26 protein-coding genes are annotated in these 24,814 nt (G+C 71.8%); 4 read left to right on the top strand and 22 right to left on the bottom strand.

Annotated elements, in window-relative coordinates; genetic code table 11:
* Window positions 1–298: 298 nt before the first annotated feature.
* Window positions 299–1,093, bottom strand: coding sequence for a methyltransferase domain-containing protein (locus tag ACGFZS_RS11955; RefSeq protein WP_393794979.1), 795 nt, complete (start codon window positions 1,091–1,093; stop codon window positions 299–301).
* Between the two features lie 52 nt (window positions 1,094–1,145).
* Between ACGFZS_RS11955 and ACGFZS_RS11960 the strand changes: the two genes are divergently transcribed.
* Complete coding sequence (locus ACGFZS_RS11960) at window positions 1,146–1,655, top strand: DinB family protein (RefSeq protein ID WP_393794980.1); 510 nt, start codon at window positions 1,146–1,148, stop codon at window positions 1,653–1,655.
* Window positions 1,656–1,681: 26 nt separating this feature from the next.
* Here ACGFZS_RS11960 and ACGFZS_RS11965 read toward each other — a convergent pair whose 3' ends face one another.
* Both ACGFZS_RS11965 and ACGFZS_RS11970 read right to left on the bottom strand, forming a co-directional pair.
* Window positions 1,682–2,236, bottom strand: coding sequence for a GNAT family N-acetyltransferase (locus ACGFZS_RS11965; RefSeq protein ID WP_393794981.1), 555 nt, complete (start codon window positions 2,234–2,236; stop codon window positions 1,682–1,684).
* 40 nt (window positions 2,237–2,276) lie between these two features.
* Window positions 2,277–3,155, bottom strand: coding sequence for an LLM class flavin-dependent oxidoreductase (locus ACGFZS_RS11970; protein ID WP_393662815.1), 879 nt, complete (start codon window positions 3,153–3,155; stop codon window positions 2,277–2,279).
* Window positions 3,156–3,260: 105 nt separating this feature from the next.
* Between ACGFZS_RS11970 and ACGFZS_RS11975 the strand changes: the two genes are divergently transcribed.
* Window positions 3,261–3,665: a DUF192 domain-containing protein gene (locus ACGFZS_RS11975; RefSeq protein ID WP_393794982.1), complete on the top strand. Its 405-nt coding sequence runs from the start codon at window positions 3,261–3,263 to the stop codon at window positions 3,663–3,665.
* Here ACGFZS_RS11975 and ACGFZS_RS11980 read toward each other — a convergent pair.
* From ACGFZS_RS11980 to ACGFZS_RS12045, 14 genes are all read right to left on the bottom strand, one after another.
* Window positions 3,640–4,269 carry an OmpA family protein gene (locus ACGFZS_RS11980; RefSeq protein ID WP_393662818.1) on the bottom strand — a complete coding sequence of 210 codons (630 nt, stop codon included), beginning with the start codon at window positions 4,267–4,269 and terminating at the stop codon, window positions 3,640–3,642. The genes ACGFZS_RS11975 and ACGFZS_RS11980 overlap by 26 nt on opposite strands.
* A 7-nt stretch (window positions 4,270–4,276) precedes the next feature.
* Window positions 4,277–4,858: a hypothetical protein gene (locus ACGFZS_RS11985; protein WP_393662819.1), complete on the bottom strand. Its 582-nt coding sequence runs from the start codon at window positions 4,856–4,858 to the stop codon at window positions 4,277–4,279.
* Between the two features lie 34 nt (window positions 4,859–4,892).
* A complete protein-coding gene (locus ACGFZS_RS11990; RefSeq protein WP_393662820.1) occupies window positions 4,893–5,474 on the bottom strand; it encodes a pilus assembly protein TadG-related protein in 582 nt (193 codons plus the stop codon).
* Window positions 5,474–5,659, bottom strand: coding sequence for a hypothetical protein (locus ACGFZS_RS11995; protein ID WP_355726146.1), 186 nt, complete (start codon window positions 5,657–5,659; stop codon window positions 5,474–5,476). The genes ACGFZS_RS11990 and ACGFZS_RS11995 overlap by 1 nt, the downstream gene beginning before the upstream one ends.
* 107 nt (window positions 5,660–5,766) lie before the next feature.
* The gene (locus ACGFZS_RS12000) at window positions 5,767–6,492 is read right to left on the bottom strand and encodes a response regulator (protein WP_393794983.1); all 726 of its coding nucleotides are present in this window, start codon (window positions 6,490–6,492) and stop codon (window positions 5,767–5,769) included.
* A gap of 26 nt (window positions 6,493–6,518) precedes the next feature.
* The gene (locus tag ACGFZS_RS12005) at window positions 6,519–7,733 is read right to left on the bottom strand and encodes a sensor histidine kinase (RefSeq protein WP_393794984.1); all 1,215 of its coding nucleotides are present in this window, start codon (window positions 7,731–7,733) and stop codon (window positions 6,519–6,521) included.
* Window positions 7,734–7,747: 14 nt separating this feature from the next.
* Window positions 7,748–8,635: a DUF5936 domain-containing protein gene (locus tag ACGFZS_RS12010; protein ID WP_393541824.1), complete on the bottom strand. Its 888-nt coding sequence runs from the start codon at window positions 8,633–8,635 to the stop codon at window positions 7,748–7,750.
* Between the two features lie 75 nt (window positions 8,636–8,710).
* Entirely contained in the window at window positions 8,711–9,655 is a 945-nt protein-coding gene (locus tag ACGFZS_RS12015) for a type II secretion system F family protein (protein ID WP_355726156.1), read from the bottom strand.
* 7 nt (window positions 9,656–9,662) lie between these two features.
* Window positions 9,663–11,000, bottom strand: coding sequence for a CpaF family protein (locus tag ACGFZS_RS12020; RefSeq protein ID WP_359226392.1), 1,338 nt, complete (start codon window positions 10,998–11,000; stop codon window positions 9,663–9,665).
* Between the two features lie 31 nt (window positions 11,001–11,031).
* Window positions 11,032–11,370 carry a TadE/TadG family type IV pilus assembly protein gene (locus tag ACGFZS_RS12025; protein ID WP_393794985.1) on the bottom strand — a complete coding sequence of 113 codons (339 nt, stop codon included), beginning with the start codon at window positions 11,368–11,370 and terminating at the stop codon, window positions 11,032–11,034.
* Window positions 11,370–11,783, bottom strand: a complete 414-nt coding sequence (locus ACGFZS_RS12030; RefSeq protein WP_393794986.1) for a pilus assembly protein — start codon at window positions 11,781–11,783, stop codon at window positions 11,370–11,372. The genes ACGFZS_RS12025 and ACGFZS_RS12030 overlap by 1 nt, the downstream gene beginning before the upstream one ends.
* Before the next feature lie 125 nt (window positions 11,784–11,908).
* Window positions 11,909–13,168, bottom strand: a complete 1,260-nt coding sequence (locus ACGFZS_RS12035; RefSeq protein ID WP_393541815.1) for a CpaE family protein — start codon at window positions 13,166–13,168, stop codon at window positions 11,909–11,911.
* Window positions 13,169–13,180: 12 nt separating this feature from the next.
* Complete coding sequence (cpaB, locus tag ACGFZS_RS12040) at window positions 13,181–13,882, bottom strand: Flp pilus assembly protein CpaB (RefSeq protein WP_390969362.1); 702 nt, start codon at window positions 13,880–13,882, stop codon at window positions 13,181–13,183.
* A gap of 76 nt (window positions 13,883–13,958) precedes the next feature.
* Window positions 13,959–14,819 carry a hypothetical protein gene (locus ACGFZS_RS12045; RefSeq protein WP_393794987.1) on the bottom strand — a complete coding sequence of 287 codons (861 nt, stop codon included), beginning with the start codon at window positions 14,817–14,819 and terminating at the stop codon, window positions 13,959–13,961.
* A gap of 274 nt (window positions 14,820–15,093) precedes the next feature.
* Between ACGFZS_RS12045 and ACGFZS_RS12050 the strand changes: the two genes are divergently transcribed.
* Entirely contained in the window at window positions 15,094–16,818 is a 1,725-nt protein-coding gene (locus ACGFZS_RS12050) for a chitinase (protein WP_393794988.1), read from the top strand.
* A 71-nt stretch (window positions 16,819–16,889) separates the two neighbouring features.
* On the opposite strand, the gene ACGFZS_RS12055 is transcribed toward ACGFZS_RS12050, so the two are convergent.
* The 3 genes from ACGFZS_RS12055 to ACGFZS_RS12065 all read right to left on the bottom strand — a co-directional run bounded on the left by ACGFZS_RS12055 (window position 16,890) and on the right by ACGFZS_RS12065 (window position 20,923).
* Entirely contained in the window at window positions 16,890–17,372 is a 483-nt protein-coding gene (locus ACGFZS_RS12055; protein WP_359226405.1) for an ATP-binding protein, read from the bottom strand.
* A gap of 104 nt (window positions 17,373–17,476) precedes the next feature.
* Window positions 17,477–18,397, bottom strand: coding sequence for an anti-sigma factor RsbA family regulatory protein (locus ACGFZS_RS12060; RefSeq protein ID WP_393794989.1), 921 nt, complete (start codon window positions 18,395–18,397; stop codon window positions 17,477–17,479).
* Window positions 18,398–18,412: 15 nt separating this feature from the next.
* A complete protein-coding gene (locus ACGFZS_RS12065; RefSeq protein WP_393794990.1) occupies window positions 18,413–20,923 on the bottom strand; it encodes an ATP-binding protein in 2,511 nt (836 codons plus the stop codon).
* 342 nt (window positions 20,924–21,265) lie between these two features.
* Here ACGFZS_RS12065 and ACGFZS_RS12070 point away from each other — a divergent pair, with 342 nt between their 5' ends.
* Window positions 21,266–22,621, top strand: coding sequence for a M14 family metallopeptidase (locus ACGFZS_RS12070; protein ID WP_365687012.1), 1,356 nt, complete (start codon window positions 21,266–21,268; stop codon window positions 22,619–22,621).
* Window positions 22,622–22,630: 9 nt separating this feature from the next.
* On the opposite strand, the gene ACGFZS_RS12075 is transcribed toward ACGFZS_RS12070, so the two are convergent.
* Both ACGFZS_RS12075 and ACGFZS_RS12080 read right to left on the bottom strand, forming a co-directional pair.
* Window positions 22,631–23,185 (bottom strand): hypothetical protein, encoded by a 555-nt coding sequence (locus ACGFZS_RS12075; protein ID WP_393794991.1) that lies wholly within the window; start codon window positions 23,183–23,185, stop codon window positions 22,631–22,633.
* Between the two features lie 64 nt (window positions 23,186–23,249).
* Window positions 23,250–24,728 carry a GntP family permease gene (locus ACGFZS_RS12080; RefSeq protein ID WP_393794992.1) on the bottom strand — a complete coding sequence of 493 codons (1,479 nt, stop codon included), beginning with the start codon at window positions 24,726–24,728 and terminating at the stop codon, window positions 23,250–23,252.
* Window positions 24,729–24,814: the final 86 nt, after the last annotated feature.

A 24,814-nucleotide genomic window follows, 5' to 3' on the forward strand; every position in this document is an offset into this window, starting at 1 on the left:
GCGCAGCTTTGCTCACGCGAATTACCTTGGTCTGAACTTACGTGAACCGGCAGGTTCATGCGAAGCGATGGTGGTAACGATGTGGGAACGCCGTGGAAATGGGACATGAACGGACAGGTCTCGCGTTCGCTTATGCGTAGATCCATGGACTACCGCACAGGATGACCCTATTGGACCAGAGCATCACGACATGACCGGTGTTGATCGTTTGGGGTGGCTGGGGGCAGGGGGCACGTCCGGGGAGCCGAACGGCGGTTCTTGGCCATTCTTCGCCGCCTGGCATTCCAAGGCCGGTGCATCAGGCCCGGAGCGCCGGTCTGCGGGCCTCGAAGAGGTGCCGGGCGCTGTACGCGACGAAGGGGCCCTCCTTCTCGATCCGCCGGTGCAGGGCGCGGAGTTCGGGCTCGTACGCCTCGGCCGTGAAACCGGGCACCATCCACACCACCTTGCGCAGGAAGTGGACGACGGCGGCGATGTCGTGGAACTCCATCCGCAGCCGCTCGGCCCGCAGGCCGACGATCTCCAGTCCGGCCGCCTCCGCCTCCGCGCGCTCGCGGCCGGGGTCGCGGGCGGCGCGGACGGCCTCCGGCTGCGGGCCGAGGAAGAGCTCGACCAGCTCGAAGGCGCTGGCGGGCCCGACGTGCTGGGCGAAGTAGGTGCCGCCGGGGCGCAGCACCCGCGCGATCCCGGTCCAGTCGGGCCGCACCGGGTGCCGGCTGAGGACCAGGTCGAAGGTCTCGTCGGCGAACGGCAGCGGGGTGCCCTCGGACGAGGCGACGACCACGACACCACGGGGGCTCAGCAGGGCGCTCGCCTTGACCACGTTCGGCGGCCAGGCCTCGGTGGCGGCGAGGAGCGCCGGCCGGTGCGGGGCCGCCGCAGCGAGGGCGAAGTCGAACACCTCGCCGCCGCCGGTCTCGATGTCCAGCGCGGCGGTGGCCCGGCCGAGCCGCTCACCGGCCGCCCGGGCATAGCCCCAGGAGGGGCGCGCCTCGGTGGCCCGGCCCTCGAACCAGGAGAAGTCCCAGCCCTCGGTCGGCACGGCGGTGCCCTCGGCGACGAGGTCCTCGAAGGAGCGCTGCTGCTCTGTCATGGTCCGCATGCTCCCAGCCGGCTGTCAGTGGCCGCTGATAATTTCCCCCGCCATGACGACCCATGAGATGTACACCGCCGGTGAGAAGGAAACCCTGCACGCGAGCCTGAACCGGCACCGGGACGCGGTGCTGTGGAAACTCCAGGGCCTCGACGACGAACAGCTGCGCCGCCCGATGACCCCGTCCGGCACCAACCTGCTCGGGCTGGTGAAGCACCTGGCCTCGGTGGAGTACGGCTGGTTCGTGGAGGCGTTCGGGGAGGAGGCCGAGCCGCTGTGGTTCGACCCCTACACCGAGGACCTGACGATCGGCCCCGGGGAGACCACGCAGCAGATCGTCGACTTCTACGGCCGGGCCCGCGCCGCCGCCGACCGGGTGATCGCCGGACGCCCGCTGGAGACCTTGGGCCGGCCGTCCTGGCGCGACATCACCGTCTCCCTCCGCTGGGTCCTGGTCGACATGATCGAGGAGACGGCCCGGCACGCGGGGCACATGGACATCGTGCGGGAGCTGATCGACGGGGCGACGGGCGACCACCCCCGGGTCACGGACACGGCCTGACGAGGTCGGGGGGCGTCAGGAAGTCGTCAGGCGGCGTCCGGGGAGCCGCCACCGCCCAGCACGAGCAGGACGAACCCCTCGTCCACGGGGTGCTCCGGATCGTCGTACGGGACGAAGCCGTTCTTCTCCAGCAGCCGTACGGAGGCGGTGTTCTCCGCGAAGGGGTCGGCGTACAGGGGCCGTGCGGTCTCCTCCTGGAGGAAGAGGGCGAAGGCGCGGCTGCCGACGCCGGTCCCCCAGTAGGCCCGCCCCAGCCAGTACCCGGTGAACCGGCGCTCCCCCTCCCACCAGGCGACGATGTTCCCCGCGACCGCGCCGTCCACGAGGACGGTCCGCACCCGGCCGGTCGGGTCCCCGAGCACCCGCTCTCTCCAGTGCTTGAGGAAGGCCTCCCGCGGCCGGGGCGTGAACCTCGACCGCCGGACGGCTTCCGGGTCGTGCTCGTAGGCGAGGAAGAGTTCGAGGTCGTCGTCCAGCACGGGCCGCAGCCGGACGTCGCTGTTCGTCCTGTCGGTTGCCTCGTCGGTCCTCTTGCCGGTCCTTTTGTCGGTCCTCTTGTCGGTCCTCTTGTCGGTCGTCATGCGGCGAGTGTGGCAGCCGCCACTGACAACGCCTCCGGCCTCACGGCACGAGCGGCCGGACCTCCTCCGCGGTGAACCGTACGAAGCCCTCGGGGTCGGGTTCGTCCGCCGTCGGCTGGAGGACGACGCTGTCGGCGCCCGCCTCCGCGAGCCGCTGCACGGCCTTGGCGACGGCGTCCGCGTCTCCGGCGACCCCGAGGTCGGGAACGGACTCCAGCCCCTCGGCGACGAGTTCGGCCCGGAGCCGGTCGGCGGCGTCCGGGCCGGTCGCGGTGAGGAGATAGACGACCACGTGGTGCGGCTCGCCCGCGTCCCGCCCGGCCGCCGCCCGGCCTTCCTCGATGAGCCGGCGCGCCCGGCGGACGCCGTCGGGCGAGGTGGCCGCCGTCATGATGGTGCCGTCGGCGGCCTCACCGGTGAGGCGGAGGGTGCGGGGGCCCTCGCCGCCGGCGAAGACCGGGACCGGACCGGCCGGCGGCCAGTCGAGGGCGACGTCGTCGAGCCGGACGTACCGCCCGGCGACGGTGAGCCGCTCCCCGCGCAGCAGTGCGCGCAACGCGTCGAGATGCTCACGCAGCAGGGTCAGCGGGGACTCGGCGCGGGCGCCGACCTGGCCCATCCAGTCCTGCACACCGTGCCCGACGCCGAGGACGGCACGCCCCGGGAACATCCGGTGCAGCGCCGCCGCCTCCATGGCCGTGATGGCCACGTTCCGCAACGGCACGGGCAGCAGCCCGACCCCGACACGCACCCGCTCGCTCCAGGCGAGCGCGGCGGCCGCCGTGGAGATCCCGCCCTCCCGGAAGCAGTCCTCCCACAGCCACAACTCCTCCAGCCCCACCTCGTCGGCGAGCCGGACCACATCGCGTAGCCGCTCGGGGGGCAGCTGGGGACGGAACACAGCACCAAGTGAAGTCATGTGCAACGTCCTACCCGGGGCTCCGACCCGTCACAACCGAATTGCGCCCCGGCGGCCCGGAGCCGGGCCCGCCGGGGATACGGTCGCCGCGGAGGTGACGCCGCGATGGCACGGTGGAGAGACGGGCGGGGACGGCTGGTCTTGCACGGGGACGAGGGCGCGACGGCTGTTCCGCTGGAGATCGCCACGTCCTACCGGGCCCGTACGAAGGGGCTGTTGGGGCGGGATTCCCTTGAGGGAGCGATCCTGCTCTCCCCCGCCAACGGGATCCATACCTTCCGGATGCGGATGGCGATCGATGTCGCCTACCTCGACCGCCGCCTGACCGTCATCGCCGTACGCACCATGCCGCCGGGGCGTCTGGGACTGCCCCGGCTGCGGTCCCGCCACGTCCTGGAGGCGGAGGCCGGGGCGATGGCCGGGTGGGGTGTCCGGGCGGGGACGCGGGTGACGGTGGAGGAGACGGCACAGCCGGGCGGCGCGCTCAGCTCCCCGTCCGGGGGAACGTGACCTCGACCCTCCGGTTCTTCTTCCGGCCCTCCTCCGTGGAGTTGTCGGCGATCGGGTACTGCTCGCCGTAGCCGCGGACGTCGAAGGTGATGTTCGGGTCGTTCAGGTCCTGGTCGAGGACGCCCTGTACGGCGTTGGCGCGCTGGCGGGAGAGGACGTCTCCGTGGGCCGAGGAGCCCAGGTTGTCCGTGAAGCCGAAGACCCGGACCTGGGTCGCGTTCTGCTTCCTGATCTCGTCCGCGATCGCGTCGATCCGCGCCGTCGCCGCCGCGCTCAGCTTCGCGCTGTCCTTGCTGAACAGCACCTCGGCCTGGAGGGCGAAGGTCACGTCCGCGTTGGTGTCCTCCCGCCGCTCGTCACCGCTCTGGTCCTCCACGACCGACTTGATGTCCAGCACCTTGGGCTCGGCGAGGGTGGCGCCCTCGGGCAGCTTGAGGTCGGGATCGGTGGGGTCGATCTTCACCGGGGCGCTGGCGGAGGGCTCGGTGCCCGGGGGGACGCTCGGGTCGCCGCCGTCGGCTTTCGCGGCCGTCGCACCGTAGAGCTGCGTGACCACGAGGATCGTGGCCGCGCTCAGCGTCAGAGGCAGGCGTGGTGTGGTCACTTCGCCCTCACCCGGAGATCTTGATCGTGCCGCTGGAGAAGGTGGGGAGTTGGAGGGTGACTTCGGTGGTGCTGGCGGGGGGCGCCGGGAACTGCATGAAGACGGGGATGGTCTGGCCGGCCTGGATCGTCGACAGTCCGGTTGTCGTCAGCGGCCGTCCTTCGGTGTCGCGCAGCACGTAGTAGCGCTTCTTGCCCTGGGAGTCGACGAGCGTGGCGCCGCCCAGCGAGGTGCCGTGCTGGACGATCTCGGTCTCGTCGCCGCGCAGGATGGAGGGGATCACCAGGGACTGGGAGCCGTCGTTCTTGAAGGTGCCGTTCACCGTGACGAAGCCACCCGAGTCCCGGTCGGCGGAGGTGATCTGGAGCAGCAGCCCGTCCTCGCCCTTGAGCTCGGCCAAGGGGGTGTCCGACTGGCCCTCCTGGGCGTTCGCGTTCGATCCACCGCTCTTGGACGCGGAGGCGGACGGCTGAGAGCTCTTCCCGTCGTCGCCACCGCCGCCGCAGCCGGCCGCGCCGAGGGCCAGACCGGTCGTGACCGCCAACGCGACCATTCCCCTGCGAGCCCTCGCAGTGAACCGCATGGTCATCGCTCCGCCTCCTTCTCCACTCGTCGATTCGCTGTCAGTCGGCCAGATGGACGTCGAAGAGGTCCTCGGGGCCCGGGAGATCGCCGAGATCAGCCGGGTCCAGGGTCCAGTTGCGGTCCTTGCAGGTGAGTTCGGGCAGTACGCCGCCCGCACCGGACAACGTGAACGTGCAGAGCGGCTCGATCACAGCCGTGGCGTGCGCCGTCGACTTCATGTCCTCGGTGCCGGGTACGACCGAACTGCCCACGGTCTTGTTCGTCTCGGCGTCGACCTTGTAGCTCAGCGGCGACGCGGCCGTGCACTGTGCCGTCGCGTCGTTCTGAGCGGCCAGTTCGCCGGCACGCCAGCACGAGTCGGCCACCGTCACATTGCCGTCGAAGATGTCCTGCCACTTGGTCGGGTCGAGTACGTCCGTCACCCACTGGTCCGTCAGCTGGTCACGGGTGTTCATGGCCGCGGCGAGAGCCGCCGCGTCGGCGGCTGTCTGGGCACCGTTCCGGTTCACCGCGGCCTGGCCGACCGCGAGGTAGGCGAACGCGAGAAAGAGCAGGCCTCCCACAACCGTGATGTAGATGGGGAAGGCCTGCCCTGAGTCGCCGTAACGGCGGACGCGCATCACACGATCTTGTTGATCTGCGCCATGATCTTGTCGAGGATCGCCGAACCGATGCTGGTACCCGTTACCGCCAGCACGATCGCCACCACCACCGCGATGATCCCCAGGTACTCGACCGCGGTCTGCCCCCGGTCGTCGGCGCGGCGCTGCATCGCGACAAGCATCCTCAGCATCAGGTCGCTCATGGTGCTCCCCTCCGGGTTCGGTTCCGATCGTGGCAACGTACGACGGAACATACCCATCGGCGGAGGGTCCCAGGACCCAAATCCGGACCCAGTTCATCCTGTTCATCTCAGGCGACCCCCAGCCACTTGGCCGTCGCCTGGGCGCGGGTGGCGGTGTGGAGCTTGGCGAAGATGCGGTTGATGTGGTTCTTGACCGTCTTCTCGCTGATGAAGCAGACGGCGGCGATCTGCTGGTTGTTCATGCCGGACGCGATGAGGTCCATGATCTCCGCCTCCCTGCCGCTCAGTTGAAACCGGGACTGTGCTGCCCCTCCCCCAGAGGATTGCAGTTGCGAAAGGTTTTGTGAAGGGATTTGCGCGGACAGGAAACGGAATTCGGGTTTCGCGTGTGCAGTTGCGTGGTCTCTGATATGCGCCAGCAACGCGTTCGTCGCCGTCGGCGTGAAGTGCGGGCGTCCCCCGCCCACGTCCCGTACCGCCTGCGCCAGCTGCTGGGTGGTGAACTCGCCGTGGACCAGGTAGCCCCCGGCGCCCAGCCGGACGGCCTCCTGCACGATCTCCGTCTCGTGGCTGTAGGTGAGCATCATGACCGGGGCCAGGCGCACCAGATGGGGCAGGGCCGCCATGCCGTCGACGCCCGGCATGCGGACGTCCAGGAGGATGACGTCGGGGCGGTGGCGCAGGGCCGACTCATAGGCCGCGCGGCCGTCGGCAGCCTCGGCGACGACCGTGAGGTCGTCCGAGGTGGAGAGGACCGCCGTCAGGCCCGCGCGGATCACCGGGTTGTCGTCGGCCACCAGGACCCGCAGGGGTGGGGACGGGTGTTGCGGCATCGGGGGGCCTCCCCACGTCTCGTCGTTCACGTCAGCGGCACCTCCACCCGGACCTCCGTGCCCTTGTCCGTGGTCAGTCGGATGCGGGCGCCCACCGACGCCGCGCGTTCTGTCATGCCGAGGAGGCCGAAGTGGCCCGTGCGGCGCAGGTCTTCGAGGGTCATGGCGGAGGGCAGGCCCCGGCCGTCGTCGTGGATGGTCACGACCAGGTGGGTGGGGGTGGCCTCGGCCCGTACGTCGACTCTCGTCGCCCGCGCGTGCCGGTGCGCGTTCTCCAGCGCCTCGGCCGCGATGCTCAGCAGCTGGCGGGTGGTGGCGGGTGGAAGGGGGACCGGGGTGGCGGAGCCCTCGTACGTTGTCGTCAGTGCCGTACGGAACTCGAAGTCCTTGGTCAGTGCGTCCAGTTCCGACCGTACGTCCGGTGTCTCGTCGTCCCGGCCGCCGCGCAGGTCCGTCAGGAGTTCCCGGGATTCCGCCGCCGCCTTCCGGGCCGCACCGGCGACCAGTTCCGCCTGCTCCCTGATGAGGGAGGGGTCCAGGCGGTCCGCGGACGCGGACGCCGCCAGGCCGTCGGCGACGAGCGCGACGCCGTAGAGCGTCTTGGTGAGCGAGTCGTGCATCTCGCGGGCCAGGCGGGCGCGTTCGGCGCTGACCGCCTCCGTCGCGGCGAGCCGGGAGCGGGTCTCGGCCAGGGCCTCGGTGGCGGTGCCGAAGCGGAGCATCAGCGTGCGCAGGGTCGAGCCCATCGCCCCCGTGATCACACAGAGGCCGGGCAGGAGGAGGGACTCGGCCACGCTCGCGTGCTGCTTCAGGGCGCCTTGGACGAGGAGCAGGATCAGGGACTGGAGCGAGGCGAAGACCGCTGCCCCGCGCCAGCTGTAGAGGAGGCCGGCGAGCAGCGGGGTGCAGACGCTGACGTAGGCGAGGGTGGTGTCGGGGCCCGCCGAGATCAGGAGGAAGGAGCCGAAGAGGGTGTCGGCGGCCAGGAGGGCGGGGTGGCGGAGCAGGAGGGGGCCGAAGCGCTGCCAGTCGCGGAAGAGGACGTAGGAGATCATGAAGGTGACGACCACCGCCGAGCCGACCAGGCGGGCGCCCAGGCCGGGGGTGGCGTTGAGGAGGGCCGCGGGGGTCGCCACGGCGATCATCGCCAGGCGGAAGCCGAAGACCTGGCGGCACATGGCCTGCAGGGCCCGCAGCTCGACCCGCGTGCCGACCTTCCCGCCGTCCTGCCTGGTCGCCATGGCCGTTTCCCCGCCTACTTCCCCGTGATCGACCCGAAGTCGACCCCCGAGCCCAGCAGCAGGCCCGCGGCCAGCAGCAGCATCGTCGCCGGGACCATGAACGTGGTGATCATCAGCGTGGCCCTCGGGACCGCCCGGGCCGCCTTGCGGCGCGCGTTCTGGGCGTCCGTGCGGCGCATGTCCTTGGCGAGGGCGACGAGGGTGTCGACGATGGGCGCGCCCAGTTCCTCGCCCTGCTGCAACGCCGTCACGAACATGGCGACCTGTTCGGAGTCGTTCCTCCTCCGCAGCTCCGCGAAGGCCTGGCGGCGGCTCATGCCCAGGTCCATCTGGCGGAGCGTGATGCGGAGTTCGTCGGCCCAGGGGCCCTCGTAGTGGGTGGCCACCCGGTCCAGGGCCTGGCGGAAGCCGAGGCCCGCGCCGACCACCACGGCGAGGACGTCCAGGAAGTCCGGCAGGGTGCGTTCGATGACGTCCCTGCGGATCCGGATCGCCGACCAGATGCCGACCTCCGTCCAGAACGCCCCGAAGAGCAGCAGGATCAGGGCCATCAGGTACTGGCCGCGGAGGAGGAAGACCAGGCAGCCCACGGTGCCGAGCGCGCCGTAGACCGCGCGGCGGGCCGCGTAGCGGTCGATGGTCAGGCCGCCGGGGTTGCCCGCCAGGTCGATCTTGCGGCGGTAACGGGTCACCAGGCGCGGGCCCATCAGGCGCAGGACGGCGGGGGCGTAGCGCATGCCCATGCGGTCGACGAGGGAGTTGGCGGCGCCGGTGCGGGTGGCGCCCACCTCCAGGGCGATCGCCAGGTCGGCGGGGAGCTTCGCGTCCGCGCGGTACATGCGGACGCCGGCGAAGGCGCCCCAGACGCCGAGGGCCATGAGGAGGGCCAGGATCAGTGCCATGTCACATATCACCCATCACATATCACTCATCCCAGATCGCCCATCGCACACGTCCAGTGCCATGTGACATTCCACCTACACATCGATCCGGCTCAGACGGCGGATGAGCACGAACCCGACCGCATACAGCCCGAAGGCGATCAGCACGGCCCCCTGGCCGAGCGTGGTGCCCGTCATCCGGTCGAGGGTGCCGTCCTTGACGCCGTTCATCAGGAAGAGGGCGCCGATGCCCAGGGCCGGGACGGCGTACGAGGTCATCGTCACCTGGGAGAGCTGGGTGCGGATCTCGCGGCGGGTCTCCTTGCGCTCCTCCAGGGTCTCGGTGAGGTTGCGCAGCGCGCTGACCACCTGCCCGCCGGCCCGGTTGGAGAGGACCAGGGTCGTGACCAGGACGACCAGCTCGCGGGACGGGAGCCGGTCGGCCAGCTCGCCCAGGGCGTCGTCCATGGAGTGGCCGATCGCCAACTGGTCGGCGACCTTGGCGAGTTCCTCACCTGCGGGGGCCTCCAGCTCCTCCGCCGCCATGCCGATCGCGGTGCGCAGGGCGAGGCCGGCGTGGGTGGCGTTGGCGAGGATGCGGGCCAGTTCGGGGAGCTGGCCGATGAACCGCTCGATGCGTTTCTGCCGCTGCCAGTTGAGGAACTGGACGGCGGCGAAGACCCCGACGAGGCCGGCGATCGGGCCGAAGAAGGGGGCGAGCGCGGCCTGGCCGATCAGCCAGAGGGCGACCACCGCGGCCAGCATGTAGACGAAGAACTCGCCCGGGGTGACGTCCAGGCCCGTGGCCGCGAGCCGGAGTTCGAGGCGGCGGCCGATCCCGGTGCCGCGCAGCCGGCGGTCCAGGTTGCGGAAGCGGCGCCGGCGGCCGGTGAGCGGGGACTCGCCCGTGTAGGAGAGCCGGTCCACCAGGGCGGCGCGCTGGGCCCGGCCGGAGGCGTAGGTGTGCAGGCCCACCACGGCCAGCAGGCCCGCCAGCAGGGTGATGCCGGTGGTGAGGGAGACGAGGTCGTGGAGGGACATGGGCCGCCTACCGGGCTTCTCGGGTGGTGAGCTGGTCGAAGTGCTGGGCCACGCCGAACGCCTGCGGGATCGGCTGGCTCGCCATGTAGAGGCGGTCGGCGGTGCGGCGCGGGAGCGGGAAGTACTGGAAGGCGCCGTGGACATGGCCGTCGTGGGTCATCGGCCGGGCGTCGAAGCGGGCGACCGTCGCCAGCCGGTACGGCTCGCTGCCGTGGCTGTCCAGCATCGCGATCTCGGTGATCCGGCGGGCGCCGTCGGCGAACCGGGTGAGCTGGACGATGACCTCGACCGCGCTGTTGATCTGGTCGTGCAGGGCGACGAAGGGGACCTCCACGTCCGACATGGAGGCCAGGGTCTGCAGCCGGGTGAGCGCGTCCTCGGCGCTGTTGGCGTGGACGGTGGCGAGGGAGCCGTCGTGGCCCGTCGACATGGCCTGCAGCATGTCCAGGGACTCGCCGCCGCGGACCTCACCGACCACGATCCGGTCGGGGCGCATCCGCAGCGAGTTGCGGACCAGGTCGCGGATGGTGACCTGGCCCTTGCCCTCGACGTTCGACGGGCGGGACTCCAGACGGACCACGTGGGACTGCTGGAGCTGGAGTTCGGCGGAGTCCTCGATGGTGATGATGCGCTCGTGGGCCGGGATCAGGCCGGACAGGGCGTTGAGGAGGGTCGTCTTCCCGGTGCCGGTGGCGCCGGAGACGATGATGTTGAACTTCGCCTGCACCAGGCCCGCCAGCAGGAACACCATGTGCTCGTCGAGCGAGCCGAAGCCGATCAGCTCCTGGAGGGTGAAGGAGCGCGGGAAGCGGCGGATGGTGAGGATCGGGCCGGTGAGCGAGAGCGGCGGGATGATGACGTTGACGCGTTCGCCGGAGGGGAGGCGGGCGTCGACCATCGGGTTCGACTCGTCCACGCGGCGGTTGACCGTGGAGACGATCCGCTCGATGGTCTGCATCAGCTGGTCGGCCGAGACGAAGCGGAGCGGCAACTGCTCGACCCGGCCGCCGCGTTCGACGAAGATCGCGTCGGGGCCGTTCACCATGATTTCGGTGATCGACGCGTCTTCGAGGAGCGGCTCCAGGATGCCGAGTCCCAGCGCCTCGTCGACGACCCGGCGGATCAGCTGGGAGCGTTCGGCGGTCGACAGGACCGGGCCCTCACGGCTGATGATGTGGCCGAGGACGCGTTCGAGCCGGGCCCGGCGCTCGGCGGCGGCCAGCGCGCTCATCTCCGCGAGGTCGATCTCCTCCAGGAGCTTGGCCCGGTACGAGGAGACCAGGTGGCCGTCCTCGCCCCGGCTGCCGTTCTCCTCGGGGGAGTTGATGCGTGCCCGCAGGCTCATGGTGCCGTGCTCCTCGTTCAGTGCTCGACGTTCAGTGGTCGACGGGCATCGTGGCGGACTTGGTGGCGTTGCCGAGCTCCCAGACGATCTTGGGGATGTGGACCGTGGCGGTCACGGTGACCGAGTCGCCGCCGCCGGAGGAGGCGCAGCTGACGTCGATCCCGCCGCTGACGGCGCTGGCGCAGGCGGCGCCGACGTCCTCCTGCAGCGAGGCGGCGCGGGCGCCCGCCCGGGCCGCCGTGCCGGCCTGCTCGGCGGCGTAGGCGACGGCGCCGAGCTGGATGCCGGCCAGGGCGACGAGGAGGAGGGCGGGGATGAAGCCGAGGTACTCGATGGCGACTTGGCCGCGGTCACTCCGCTTGCGGCGCATCAGCGCTTCACCTCCTCCACGGTTCCGGCGTGGCCGTGGACCGTGACCGGGAAGTCGATCGTGCCGGGGAAGAGGACCGGGACGCGCAGGTAGACGTCCGCGGTCACCGTGCCGGTGCCGCCGCACTGTCTCACCTCGGCGCCCGCCCGCCAGGCGCTGGAGAGGTCCTCCAGTGCGGCGCGCTGACAGGCCGCGTACCGCTCCGCCCGGGGGACGGCCGTGCCGGCGCGTACGCCTTCGTCGGCGGCGTTCCCCGCGAGCGTGAAGGCGTATCCCGTGAGGACGGCCTGCCAGCAGAGGACGAGGGTGAGGATGATGATCGGGGTCATGCCGAGGAGTTCTATGGAGACCTGGCCGCGGTCGTCTGCGGCCCGGTGGGGGTCGCTCGCGCCCGCGCGGCGGCAGCCGCACATCCGACACAGCCCCGCGCCCCTGAAGGGGCGCTCACGCCGACGCCCTGCTTTTAGGGGCGCGGGGAACTGCGCGACAAGCCCCCACCGGGCCGCACCCGACCGACGGCCCCCCACCCCACGACCCCTCACGGAAGTTCCTTCCGCCGTCTGAATCCCACCGCGCTCCGCTCCGCGGCACGCGCCCGTGCGGCCCGGCGTGGTGGCGCGGTCTCTCCCGTGCGTACGAGCCCCAGCTCCCCCGCCAGCGCCCACAACGCCTGCTTGACCGTGCTCCGGGCGTCCAGTTCGTGCATCCGGCCCGCGTCGACCGCGCCCTGGAGCTCCTTGAAGTTGGCGGGGACGGCGGTGGCCGCCAGGGCGGTGCCGGTGATGCGCTGGATCAGGGCGGGCTGGATCTCGGTGTTCCTCGTGTGCCGGTTGACGACGACGGTCGTCTCCTCGGCCTTGCGGATCTGCAGCCGGTCCCACATCCGGACCGTGCGCTTGGCGGCGCGGACGGCGACGACGTCCGGTGTGGTCACGAGGAGTGCCATGTCGGCGGTCTCGACGGCGGCCGCGCCCGCGCCGCCGAGCTGGGCGCCGCAGTCGACGATGACCATCTCGTAGCGGGAGCGCAGGGCGCTGAGGATCTGGCGGGCGGCGCGGTCGGTGACCTCCTCGCCGCGTTCGCCCTCGGCGGGTGCGAGGAGCAGGGCGAGCCCGGAGTCGTGGCGGAAGACGGCCTCGGCCATGACGCGGGGGGAGATGTCGCCCACGGCGGCGAGGTCGGCGACCGAGCGGCGGAACTGGACGTCCAGGTAGGAGGCGACGTCGCCGGTCTGGAGGTCGAGGTCGACGAGGGCGGTGGGGTGGCCGGAGGCCTGCGCGGCGAGGGCGATCTGGATGGCGACGAGGGAGGCGCCGACGCCGCCCTTCGCGCCGCTCACCGTCACGACCGTGCCGCCGACGCCGGCGAACACGTCGGCGCCGTGGCCGAGATGGCGTCGTACGCCCGTGGACCACTGGGCGACGGCCTGGACGCGGCCGGCGAGTTCCTCGTAGCTCAGCGGCAGGCCCACCAGTCCGCGGGCGCCGGAGTCCATCGCGGCGGCGAACAGGCCGGGGCTGGTGTCGGTGGTGACGAGGACGACGCCGACGGCGGGGAAGCGCAGGGCGACCTCGCGGATGAGTTCCAGGGCCGGGACCGGGCCGATGCGTTCGTGGACGACGACGACCTCGGGGAGTTCGTCGACGGACTCGGCGGCGGCCCGGGCCAGGGTGTCGACGAGCTGGGTGGAGTCGACGACGGGGGCCAGCGGTTCGGTGTCCGGGAGCTGGCTGAGCAGGGAGACCAGGGTGCGGACGGCGTCCGCGTCACCGACGGCGGGGAGGATCCTGATGGGCATGCGGGGCGCCTCTCACTTGTCCGTCGCGAGTTCGTACGTACGGTCCTTGTCCGGCACGGTGGTCGTGGTGCCGGGGGCGACCAGGGCGAGCCGGACCCGCTGGGCGAAGGACTCCGCGTAGGTGAGGCGCTGGGCGTCGAGCGTGGACAGCGCGAAGGTGATGGGGACGGCGTCGGTGGGCTGCTGGTTCTTGTTGTCGGGCTCCAGCGAGGTGAGCTGGCCGACGTCGAGGACCCGGGCGTTGGTCACGATGATCTTCGACTGGTCGGGGTCGGTCTGCTGCCTGCCCTCGAAGGTGGCGTAGACGTTGACCAGCGAGCCCGGGGTGATCTTGCCGGCGACGCCGGTGGCCGCGTCGATCATGATCGCGACCTCCTGCTCGCCCGGCTTCAGCTCGGGCTGGTCGACGATCATGTCGGTCTGGAGCAGCGAGCCCTTCTTCAGCGTGGTGACCGCGATCTTGCCCTGGATCTGGCTGAGGCTGGTGACCGCGTTGGCGGACAGCCACCGCTTGGGCAGCGCGATCCTCTTGAACTGGCTCGGGCTCAGCGTGGTGTACGGCGTGACGTCGGAGCGGAGTTCGTACGCGGTGACCTTGGGACCGACCTCGGACTTCGCGTTGTCGATGACCGAGAGCACACCGGCGAACGCGGCGAGCGCGCAGATCACCGACAGGATCAGGAGTATCACGCCGCGGCGCTGACGGGAGTTCATGGACCGTGCGACCTCATCGGGGAAGTGGGGGCAGTGAGGGAGCCGAGCGGAGGGTGGTGCGGGGTGACCCGGGGGGTCAGGCGGGCGTGCGCTGTTCCAGTGCGCGGGGCCCCGGCGGGTCGTAGTCGGGCGGGGTGGCGGAGCAGAAGACGCAGCGGTCGCCGATGACGTCGATGCCGCACCAGTGGCAGCTGGTCTGCCGGACCGAGGTGACCAGTTGGTAGAGGACCGAGAGGTCGGCGAGGTAGCTGGTGAACTCGATCATCCGGCCGGTGCCCCACCAGTCGGCGGACTCGGCGGGCAGCGGGGTCTCGCGCAGTCCGTACGCGCCCCAGGACTTGGCGAGCCCGGCGACCCAGTCCGACTGCAGCTGTCCCTTGGCGACCAGCATCCAGGTGCTGAACTCGGGGCCGTTCAGCACGGCTTCCGGGCCGATCCGGACCAGTTGCGGTTCGGGGTGGGCGATCACGCCGAACTGGGTGCCGGGCATCCAGGACTTGGCGTGCGCCTTGAGGGTGACCGGGACGCGGTCCAGCTTGGCGACCGAGCCGAGGACCGCGCCGGCGTGGATGTAGTGGGTGAGCAGCCGGCCGGCCGACGCGAGCACGCCGGGGCCGAGGTCGCAGGAGGCCAGCTGCCGCAACTGCCGGGCCAGGACGGCGATGCCGAGCGGTGGCAGGTCGGGGCGGAACAGGGCGATGCGGTCGCTCTCCAGCAGGGAGCGGAGCGTGTACAGGCGCCGGGTCACGGGCTCCGGTACGGCGGCCGAGCAGACGACGATCACATGTCCGTGCTGTTCGACGAGGGCGGTGAACTCGGCGAGGGTCTGGTCGAGGGGGCGCCGGTCGAGGTCGCGCAGGACGACCGCGGGCACGGTCCGCTCGTCCTGCGCCGGCAGCGCCATGTCGGCGCTGGTCACGGCAATGGCAGTTGGCACCGGCAGCTCCCCGCTCTTCACACCCCGGCGGCCCACCGGTGTTACCCCAATGAGCCGGGACGACTTCATTGCGTGACTACCTCAGCACTGTAACCACGCCTCTGTGACCGGAGAACAGCGTTTGTGTAGCTGTCTGGGATCCGTGACCACACAAGTGGCGCCAAATCGGTACAGGTTGAGCATATGACCGAGGCCAGTTCGTCATCCCACCCCTCTCTTCGAATTTGGTCTGGACCTATTGACAGCCTGATTGGTCTGGACCACCTTGATTGTCATGCCCAGACTCATCCCCCGACTCGCGTCCCGGTATGCCGGACGGCGAGCCATCCGCACCTGGTCGGCCGTGGCCGCCCTCGCCACGGCCCTCGCGATGGCGGGCCTGGCCGCCGCCCCGGCCTCCGCCGCCGACGTCAACAACGTGAAGAACGCCGGCTTCGAGTCGGCCCTCGCCAACTGGACCTGCTCCAACGGCAGCGGTACGACGGTCTCCTCCCCCGTCCACTCCGGCGCCGCCGCGCTGAAGGCGACCCCGGCCGGGCAGGACTACGCCCAGTGCGGCCAGACGGTGGCGGTGAAGGCCAACTCCACCTACACGCTCAGCGCGTGGGTACAGGGCTCCTACACCTACCTGGGTGTCACCGGCACCGGCACCACGGACGTGTCGACCTGGACCCCGAACACGTCCTGGACCCAGCTGTCGACGACCTTCACCACCGGCGCCTCGACCACCTCGGTCACGGTCTGGTCGCACGGCTGGTACGGCCAGCCCGCCTACTACGCCGACGACTTCTCGGTCTTCGGCCCCGACGGCGGAGGCGGCACCGACCCGGCCCCGACCGTCCCGGCCACCCCCACCGGCCTCGCGGTCTCCGGTACGACGTCCTCCTCCGCCTCGCTCTCCTGGGGCGCGGTGTCCGGCGCGACCGGCTACAACGTCTACCAGAACGGCACCAAGGTCTCGGCGGTCACCGGCGCCTCGGCCACGGTCACCGGGCTCGCGGCCTCGACGTCGTACTCCTTCCAGGTCACCGCGACCAACTCGGCGGGTGAGTCGGCGAAGTCGACGGCGGTGACCGCGACGACCACCGCGACCGGCACCGGTGGCGGCGGCTCCGTGCCCAAGCACGCGGTGACGGGCTACTGGCAAAACTTCAACAACGGCGCCACCGTGCAGAAGATCTCGGACGTGCCGTCCTCGTACGACATCATCGCCGTCGCCTTCGCGGACGCGACCGGCACCCCGGGCGCGGTGAGCTTCACCCTCGACTCCGCCGGGCTCGGCGGCTACACGGTCGACCAGTTCAAGGCCGACATCAAGGCCAAGCAGGCGGCCGGCAAGAAGGTCATCATCTCGATCGGCGGCCAGAACGGCACGATCTCGGTGAGCGACTCGGCGTCCGCGACGAACTTCGCCAACTCCGTGTATTCGCTGATGCAGACATACGGTTTCGACGGCGTCGACATCGACCTGGAGAACGGCATCAACGCCACCTACATGAGCCAGGCGCTGCGCTCACTGTCGTCGAAGGCGGGCTCGTCGCTGATCATCACCATGGCCCCGCAGACGATCGACATGCAGTCGACGTCCAACGGGTACTTCCAGACGGCCCTGAACGTGAAGGACATCCTCACGGTCGTCAACATGCAGTACTACAACAGCGGTTCGATGCTGGGCTGCGACGGCAAGGTGTACAGCCAGGGCTCGGTGGACTTCCTCACCGCGCTGGCCTGCATCCAGCTCCAGGGCGGCCTGGCCCCGTCCCAGGTGGGCCTCGGCCTGCCGGCCTCGACCAGCGCGGCGGGCAGCGGCTACGTCTCCCCGACCGTGGTCAACAACGCCCTGGACTGCCTGACCAAGCTCACCAACTGCGGCTCGTTCAAGCCGTCGACGGCCTACCCCGACCTGCGGGGTGCGATGACCTGGTCGACGAACTGGGACGCGGCGGCCGGGAACGCGTGGTCGTCCTCGGTGGGCGCCCATGTCCACGCCCTGCCCTGACGCCGTAGCGCCGTAACACGTGGGTGGGTCCCGGTGGCTGGGCAGGCCGCCGGGACCCGGGCTGTGGGGTGCTACGGCTGTCGCCGACCGCATCCGTCGCACCCGCAGGTACCGAGCTCGAACCACACGGTCTTGCCCGGCCCGTCCTGGTGGCAGCCCCAGCGCCGGGCAAGCGCATCCACCAGGTACATCCCTCTGCCGCCCTCCGAGAGGCCCGCGTCCAGCAGCCTCGGCGGGCGGTGGTCCTCGTCGGCGACCTCGCAGCGCAGCACGCCGTGCGAGGCCCACAGGGTGAGCCGGAACCGGCTCGCCGCATGGCACAGCGCGTTCGCGGCCAGCTCGCCGACCAGGAGTTCCGCCACGTAGGCCACCTCGCCCTGGTCCGCCAGCCCCCACTCCTCCAGCTGCCGCCGCACCGCCACCCGGGCCTCGCTCGCCGCCGTGGGCCGGGGGTCGTAGTCGACACTGAGATGGCCCGCCCTGGTCGGGGGCTGCGGATACTCGGCGTACGGGGGGCCGGCGTCCGGGAGCCGGCTCCCGGAGGGCTGCAGCATGCCCTCCAGCCTGCCCTGGCCCGCCTCCCCGCGCACGGGGAGTAATACCTGATCCGATACCCGCGTATGCGCCGATACGGGGGTACGCGCGTACGACATCTCGCTCACGCGTACTGGACGCGGATCTTCGCACCGTCCCCCGGCGCCCCGTCCCGGACATCGACGTACGCGCACACCTGGCGCGTGAACCACAGCCCCTGGCCCGGCTCCGGTGCACCGCCGGGCGGCGGCACGAACCCGGCGAGCGGGTCGTCCACGGCCCGGCACAGCCGCAGCTCGACCAGGCAGGCCGGGGCCTCGCCCCAGGCGAGGATCTCGATCACCGGCCCGTGCGCGGCCGCCGCCTCCACCACCGCCCGGGCGAACAACGCGGCGTCCGCCGCGGACAGTCCGAGCCCGGCCGACCAGGCGTCCACCGCCTCCGGGGCCGGCAGCCGCTCGGCCGCCCGCGGGACCGGCGCCAGCGGTACCGCGTCCAGCTCGCGCACCAGCACGGGCGGCTGCTCGTACACCCCCGTACCCGGGTGGGTGCGGCGGGCCGCGTCGACGACGGCCGGGCCCGCCGTCCGGGTGTCGTAGGCGCACAGCGCCGTGGTGGCGAAGGGCGCGAAGAGCAGGTTGGCGAGGGACTCGTAGCGGATCCACTCGGCGCTCTCCCGCGCCGAACGCCCCGCGCGGCCCGCCCAGTCGGGCTCCATGAGGAGGTGGATACGGCCGCCGGGCCCGGCGTGCGCGGCCAGGTAACCGGCGCCCTGGGCCACCGCGTTGGCGGCCGTACCGGTGTACCAGTCGGTGTGGTCGATGAAGCCGACCTCCTTGGCGTCGGGGCCGAGCGTGTCCCGCAGGGCGGCCAGCCGGGCGGGGGCGGCGATGGCGACGGGCGGCGGCTCGCCGGCGGCGGCGAGCCCCTCGGCGAGGAACGGCAGGGCGGCCGCGACGAACGCGTCGTCCGAGCCGAAGACGGCCATCCGGTGGTCGAACTGCCCCTGGGCCGCGGCGGGATGCGCGCTCGTACTGCTACTCATCGGGTCTCCTGTGCGTCAGCGCCGGGCGGTCACCCAGGCGGCGATCTGGCTGCGGTTGCTGAAGCCGAGCTTGCCGAGGACGCGTTCCACATGGCCCTCGGCGGTGCGGCGGGCGATGACCAGCCGGTCGGCGATCTGCTGGTTGCCCAGCCCCTCGGCGACGAGCTCGGCGACCTCGGTCTCCCGGCGGGTGAGCCGGACGGGTGCGGTCCGCACCTCCGGCCGCTCGCCGGGTATTCGCGGCCGCTCGCCGAGGGCGAAGCCGGTGATCCCGGCGAGGCCGAGCGCCCCGCCCCGGCCGTACGCCCGCTCGTACGCCGCCGCGCCCAGCGCCGCGCGGGCGTGGGTCTCGCAGTCGCGGCGGGCCGAGTTGAGGGCGGTGGAGCCCCAGCGGTCGCGGTCGATGTCGGACCAGACCCGGTCGGCGCCGCCGAGCAGGACGGCGGTGCGTTCGGCGGCGCCGAGGCCGTCGGCGATCCGGGCGAGCAGGTCGAGGGTGAGCCCGATGCCGATGACGTCGTGGACCTCGCGTTTGCGGCGCAGCGCCTCGCGGGCGGGCGGCTCCGCGCCGCGCCAGTCGGCGCGGACGGCGTGCGCGAGGGCGAGGATGCGCAGCACATAGGAGCGGACCCAGTCCTCGCCGTGCGCCTCGCAGAGCCGCAGCGCCTCCTCGCAGACGGCGGTGGCCCGGTCGGCCCGGCCCAGAAAGGCGTGGGCGCAGGCCAGTTCGACCAGGTCCAGGCCGCGCAGGCTGAGGTGCTGGCCGGGGACGGGGCCGCGGGCGACGGCGGTCTCGTAGTGGGCGCGGGCGGCGGGCAGGTCGTCGGCGAAGAGCTGGACGACGCCGATCACGTAGTCGGCGTGGGCGGCCTCCGCCGGGTCGCCGAGCCGCTCGGCGAGCGCACGGGCCTCGCGGGCGCGGCGCAGGCCCCGGGTGAGGTCCTCGGGGCTGCCGGCCAGCAGGGCGGAGACCCACAGGGCGCGGGCCCGTTCGGGGGTCGGCCCGGGGCCGGCGTCCAGGGCGCGGTCGAGCCAGTAGCGGCCCTCGCGCGGGGTGCCGCACGCATGCCAGTAGAACCAGAGGGTGCCCGCGAGCCGCATCCCGGCGCGGGCCTCGCCGCCGGCCCCCAGGCAGAAGTCGAGCGCGGCCCGCAGATTGTCCTGGTCCGCCCGCAGCCGCGCCACGATCTCCCGCTGCCCCGGCCCGAACCACGCCGCCTCGCACGCGGACGCGTGCGCCTGGACCCGCCCCAGATGCCGGAGCCGCGCGGCGGCCTCCGCACCGGGCCGCTCCCGGAGCCGGTCCAGACCGTAGTGCCGCAGGGTGTCGAGCAGCCGGTAACGCACCCCGGCACCGGACCCGTCCTCCTCACGAACCAGCACGGACTTGTCGACCAGCCCGGCGACGACTTCGAGGATGTCGAGGGGGGCGGGGGCGGCCGCCGTGGTGAAGGGGGCGGGGGCGGCCGCCGTGGTGAGGGGGGCGGGGGCGGTCGCCGTGGTGAAGGGGGCGGGGACGGCCGCCGTGGTGAAGGGGGCGGGGGCGGTCGCCGTGGTGAAGGGGGCTCGGGCGGCCGCTGTGGCTCTGCCTCCGGCGCCGACGTCGGCTCCCGCCGCGGCGGGCGGCGTCCCGCATACGGCCTCGGCGGTCTCCAGGTCGAAGGTGCCGGGGAGGATGGACAGGTGGGCCCAGGCGGACTGTTCCTGGTCGGTGCAGAGGTCGTGGCTCCAGTCGACGGCGGCGCGGAGCGTCTGGTGGCGGGGCAGGGCCGCCGGGCTGCCTGCGGTGAGGAGGCGGTAGCGGTCGTCGAGGCGGGCGAGGAGCTGGTCGAGGCCGAGGACGCGCATCCGTACGGCGGCCAGTTCGATCGCGAGCGGGAGTCCGTCGAGGCGGCGGCAGAGGCGGGCCACGGCGGCCCGGTTGGCGGGGGTGAGCCGGAAGCCGGGGAGTACGGCGGCGGCGCGGTCGGCGAAGAGGGCGAGCGCCGGGTGCGCCTCGGCGGCGGAGAGGTCGCCCTCCGGGTCGGGGACCGGCAGCGGTCGTACCTCCATGAGGTGTTCCTCGGTGAGGCCGAGGCGGTGCCGGCTGGTGGCGAGGACCCGGACGCCGGTGGTGCCGTGCAGCAGGGCCGCGGCGAGGCCGGCGCAGGCGGCGAGGAGGTGCTCGCAGTTGTCGAGGACGAGCAGCAGCCGGCGCTCGCGGAGCCGCTCCACCAGGGTGTCCAGCGGGGGCCGGTCGGAGTGGTCGTGCAGCCCGAGGGCGTCGGCGGCGGCCAGCGGGACCAGTTCGGGGTCGTGCAGACCGGCGAGGGCGACATAGCGGACGCCGTCGGGGAAGGCGCGTTCGACCCGGCCGGCGATGTGCGCGGCGAGCCGGGTCTTGCCGACGCCGCCGGGTCCGGTGAGCGTGACGAGGCGGGCCTTGGCCAACAGCTCGCGGCCCGCGTTCTGTTCGGCGCGCCGGTCGACGAAGCTGGTCGTCTCGACCGGCAGATGGCAGCCCCCGCGCGGCGCTGATCCGCCCATGATCAGCCAGCCCTCCTCTTGGCCGTCCGTCCACCGTCCCCCGGCGGACCGGGGGAACGCACACCGGCGTCACGCGGGTGGGTGTACTTCGGTGAGGGCCGCTTGCGCGGACGGGGTCCGGCGTACACTGCGCGGCCGATCGCACGGGCCGGGCTACACGGCTGTGCCGGGGGGCTGATTTACGCTGCCGCCGGGAGCGGCTGATTTTACCGTCTTGACCTGTCCATGCCACTCCCAGACGATGAGCGGCACCCGCACAGCAAGTTCACAGGTCCACGGAAGGCACGAAAGACACAGAAGCGTCGCACTGAACCACCCCCACCTCCCCCTCTAGGAGACTTCATGCGACTTCGCATCCGCGGCTCCGGTACCCGCGGCGGCAGACGGACCGCCGCGCTCGGCGCCCTGCTGGCCCTCGCCCTCGCGGCCCCGCTGTCGGCCACGGCGACCCACGCAACCGCCGACAGCGCGCGGCCGGCGGCGCCCTCGCCCGACGACGTCCGGCAGTACGAGATCCACCAGCACACCACCCCGGTGACCCGCGCGGCCATCCAGCAGACCGGGGTCACCGTGGACGAGGCCGACGAGGAGACGGTGGTCGTCTCCGGCCGCGCCTCGCAGATCAAGGCCCTCAAGCGGCTCGGCTACGACGTCACCCCGCTGGGCGCGGCCCCGGACCGGTCGTCCGCCGCCGACGCGCTGCGGCTGTTCGACTTCCCGACGGCCGACTCGAAGTACCACAACTACGCCGAGATGAACGCCGAGATCGACCAGCGGCTCGCCGCCTACCCGGGCATCATGAGCAAGCAGGTGATCGGCAAGTCGTACCAGGGCCGGGACATCGTCGCCATCAAGGTCAGCGACAACGTGGCGACGGACGAGAACGAGCCCGAGGTCCTGCTCACCTTCCACCAGCACGCCCGCGAGCACCTCACGGTGGAGATGGCGCTGTACCTGCTGCGGGAGCTGGGCGCCGGCTACGGCTCCGACTCCCGGGTCACGAACATCGTGAACAGCCGCGAGATCTGGATCGTGCCGGACCTCAACCCGGACGGCGGCGAGTACGACATCGCCACCGGCTCCTACCGGTCCTGGCGCAAGAACCGGCAGCCCAACTCCGGTTCGTCGTACGTCGGTACGGACCTGAACCGGAACTGGAACTACAGGTGGGGCTGCTGCGGCGGCTCGTCGGGCTCGACGTCGTCCGAGACCTACCGGGGCGCGTCCGCCGAGTCGGCGCCCGAGGTGAAGGTGGTCGCCGACTTCGTGCGCAGCCGGGTCGTCGGCGGGAAGCAGCAGATCAAGGCCGGGATCGACTTCCACACGTACAGCGAACTGGTGCTGTGGCCGTACGGGTACACGACGGCGGACACGGCGACCGGGATGACCGCGGACGACGCCGCCGCGTTCAAGGCGCTGGGGCAGAAGATGGCGGCGAGCAACGGCTACACGCCGGAGCAGTCGAGCGATCTGTACATCACGGACGGGTCGATCGACGACTATCTGTGGGGCAGCCAGAAGATCTTCGACTACACCTTCGAGATGTATCCGACGTCCAGTTCCGGGGGTGGGTTCTACCCGCCCGACGAGGTGATCGAGCGGGAGACCTCCCGGAACCGGGACGCGGTGTTCCAGCTGCTGGAGAACGCGGACTGCGTGTACCGGACGATCGGGAAGGAAGCCCAGTACTGCGGCTGAGCGGTACCTCTACTCGGCGTCGGTGTCGGTGTCGTCGTCCTTTGACGCGTCGGCACCGTCGTCGAAGTACGCGTCCAGGACCGCGTCCAGCTGCTCTTCCCACTCCTTGAAGCGGGACCGGGACGTCGCCTCGATCTCGATCGGGTACCAGCGGCGGTCCGGGGTGTGGACGGTGATCGTGAACCGCTTGCCGAAGCGCGGCGCCTCGGTCTCGACCGCCCCGATCTCCTCCCAGCGGAACTCGCACTTCTCCTCGTCGAGGGCGAGGCGCACACCGGTGGCGTCCGCCACTATCCGCGCCCGGCGGTCGGCGGCCTCGAAGGCGGGCCCTTCCGAGGGCTCCTCCTCGTCGCCGTCCGCCGCGTCCCCGGCCTCCGGCTCGACGGCCTTCGCCCCGGCCTCCTCCGCCTCGGCGGCCTCGGGCGCCGCGTCCTCCGGCGCCGCGTCCTCGGGCGCGGTGTCCTCCGGCGCGGCGGACGCGGGCGAGGTGAGCCCGGGGATGAAGGCCGGGTCGAATCCGGCGCCTTCCAGGGGCTTGCTGTTGGCTCCTATGCGCTGCTCCACAGCGGGCAGTATGGTCGAAGAACCTGTGCCGGACACAGCCAGCCCCAACTTCGTTATGAGACGCCTACACGAAGACGCTGAGCACGGCCGCCACCGCGAAGCCCGCGACCGACAGGACCGTCTCCAGGACGGTCCAGGTCTTCAGCGTGTCGCGTTCGCTGATGCCGAAGTACTTGGCGACCATCCAGAAGCCGCCGTCGTTGACGTGCGAGGCGAAGATGGACCCCGCCGAGACGGCCATGATGACGAGGGCCACGAAGGCCTGGGAGTGGTCGCCCTCGGTGAGGAGCGGGGCCACGATGCCGGCCGTCGTCACGATCGCCACCGTCGCCGAGCCCTGGGCGACCCGCAGGACCACCGAGATCAGGTACGACAGGACGATCACCGGGAGGCCGACGCCGTTGAAGGTGTCGGAGAGGGCCTGGGCGACCCCGCTGGCCTTCAGCACGGCACCGAAGATGCCGCCCGCGCCGACCACCAGCAGGATGTTGCCGACCGGCTTGAGGGAGGCGGTGGAGACGGTCTCCAGGGACTTGCGGGACCAGCCGCGCCGGATGCCGAGCAGGTAGTAGGCGAGGACCAGGGCGAGGGTGAGGGCGACCATCGGCGTGCCGAAGAACTCGATCACCGAGCGGCCGGTGGAGGGGTCCAGGGCGATGGAGGAGAAGGTCGCGGCGAGGATGAGGACGAGCGGGGTGCCGATGATGGCGAGGACCGTGCCGAGCGGGACCGGCTGCTCCCGGGGCTCCACCCCGGCCGCCCGCTGCTCCGCCACCACCGCCTGCCTGGCCTCCTCGGCCGCCTCGACCATGTCCTGCGGTACGGCGACGAAGATCCGCCTGCCGATCCACGCCGAGTACGCCCAGGCGGCCAGCACCGCCGGGATGCCGCAGACGACACCCATGAGGATGACCCAGCCGAGCTGGACGTGCAGCAGCGCGGCGGCGGCCACCGGGCCGGGGTGCGGCGGCAGGAAGGCGTGGGTCATGGAGAGACCGGCGAGGAGCGGGAGGCAGTAGAGCAGGATCGACTTGCCGCCGCGCTTGGCCGCCGCGTAGACGAGGGGCGCCAGCACGAAGATGCCGACGTCGAAGAAGACCGGGATGCCGAAGATGAGGCCGGTGAGGCCCATGGCGAGCGGGGCGCGCTTCTCCCCGAAGAGGTTCAGGAGCCGGGTCGCCAACACCTCCGCGCCGCCGCTGACTTCGAGGATCGCGCCGAGCATGGTGCCGAGGCCGATGATGATCGCGACATGGCCGAGGATGCCGCCCATGCCGGACTCGACGGTGGAGACCGCGTCCGAGCGCTGGACGGTGCCGAAGAGTTCGGTGACCGAGAGTCCGGCCAGCAGGCCGACGGCTATGGAGACGGCGAGCAGGGCCACGAAGGGCTGCAGCCGGGCCTTGATGATCAGGAAGAGGAGCAGCGCGATGCCGAGGGCGGCGACGGTGAGGAGACCGGCGGTGCCGTCGACGAGGAGGAGCAGGCCCCCGGTGTGGGGTGGGGTCGCGGGGGTGGTGGGGGCGGCGAGCGATAGGGACATGTGGGGGTCCTCTGCGTAAGTACATGGTGCTTTCGGGCAGGGCGGAGCGCGGCACGGCACCGTGCGGGGTGCCGTGCCGTCGTGCG

The organism is Streptomyces sp. NPDC048288, from assembly GCF_043201555.1.
Classification (GTDB): domain Bacteria; phylum Actinomycetota; class Actinomycetes; order Streptomycetales; family Streptomycetaceae; genus Streptomyces.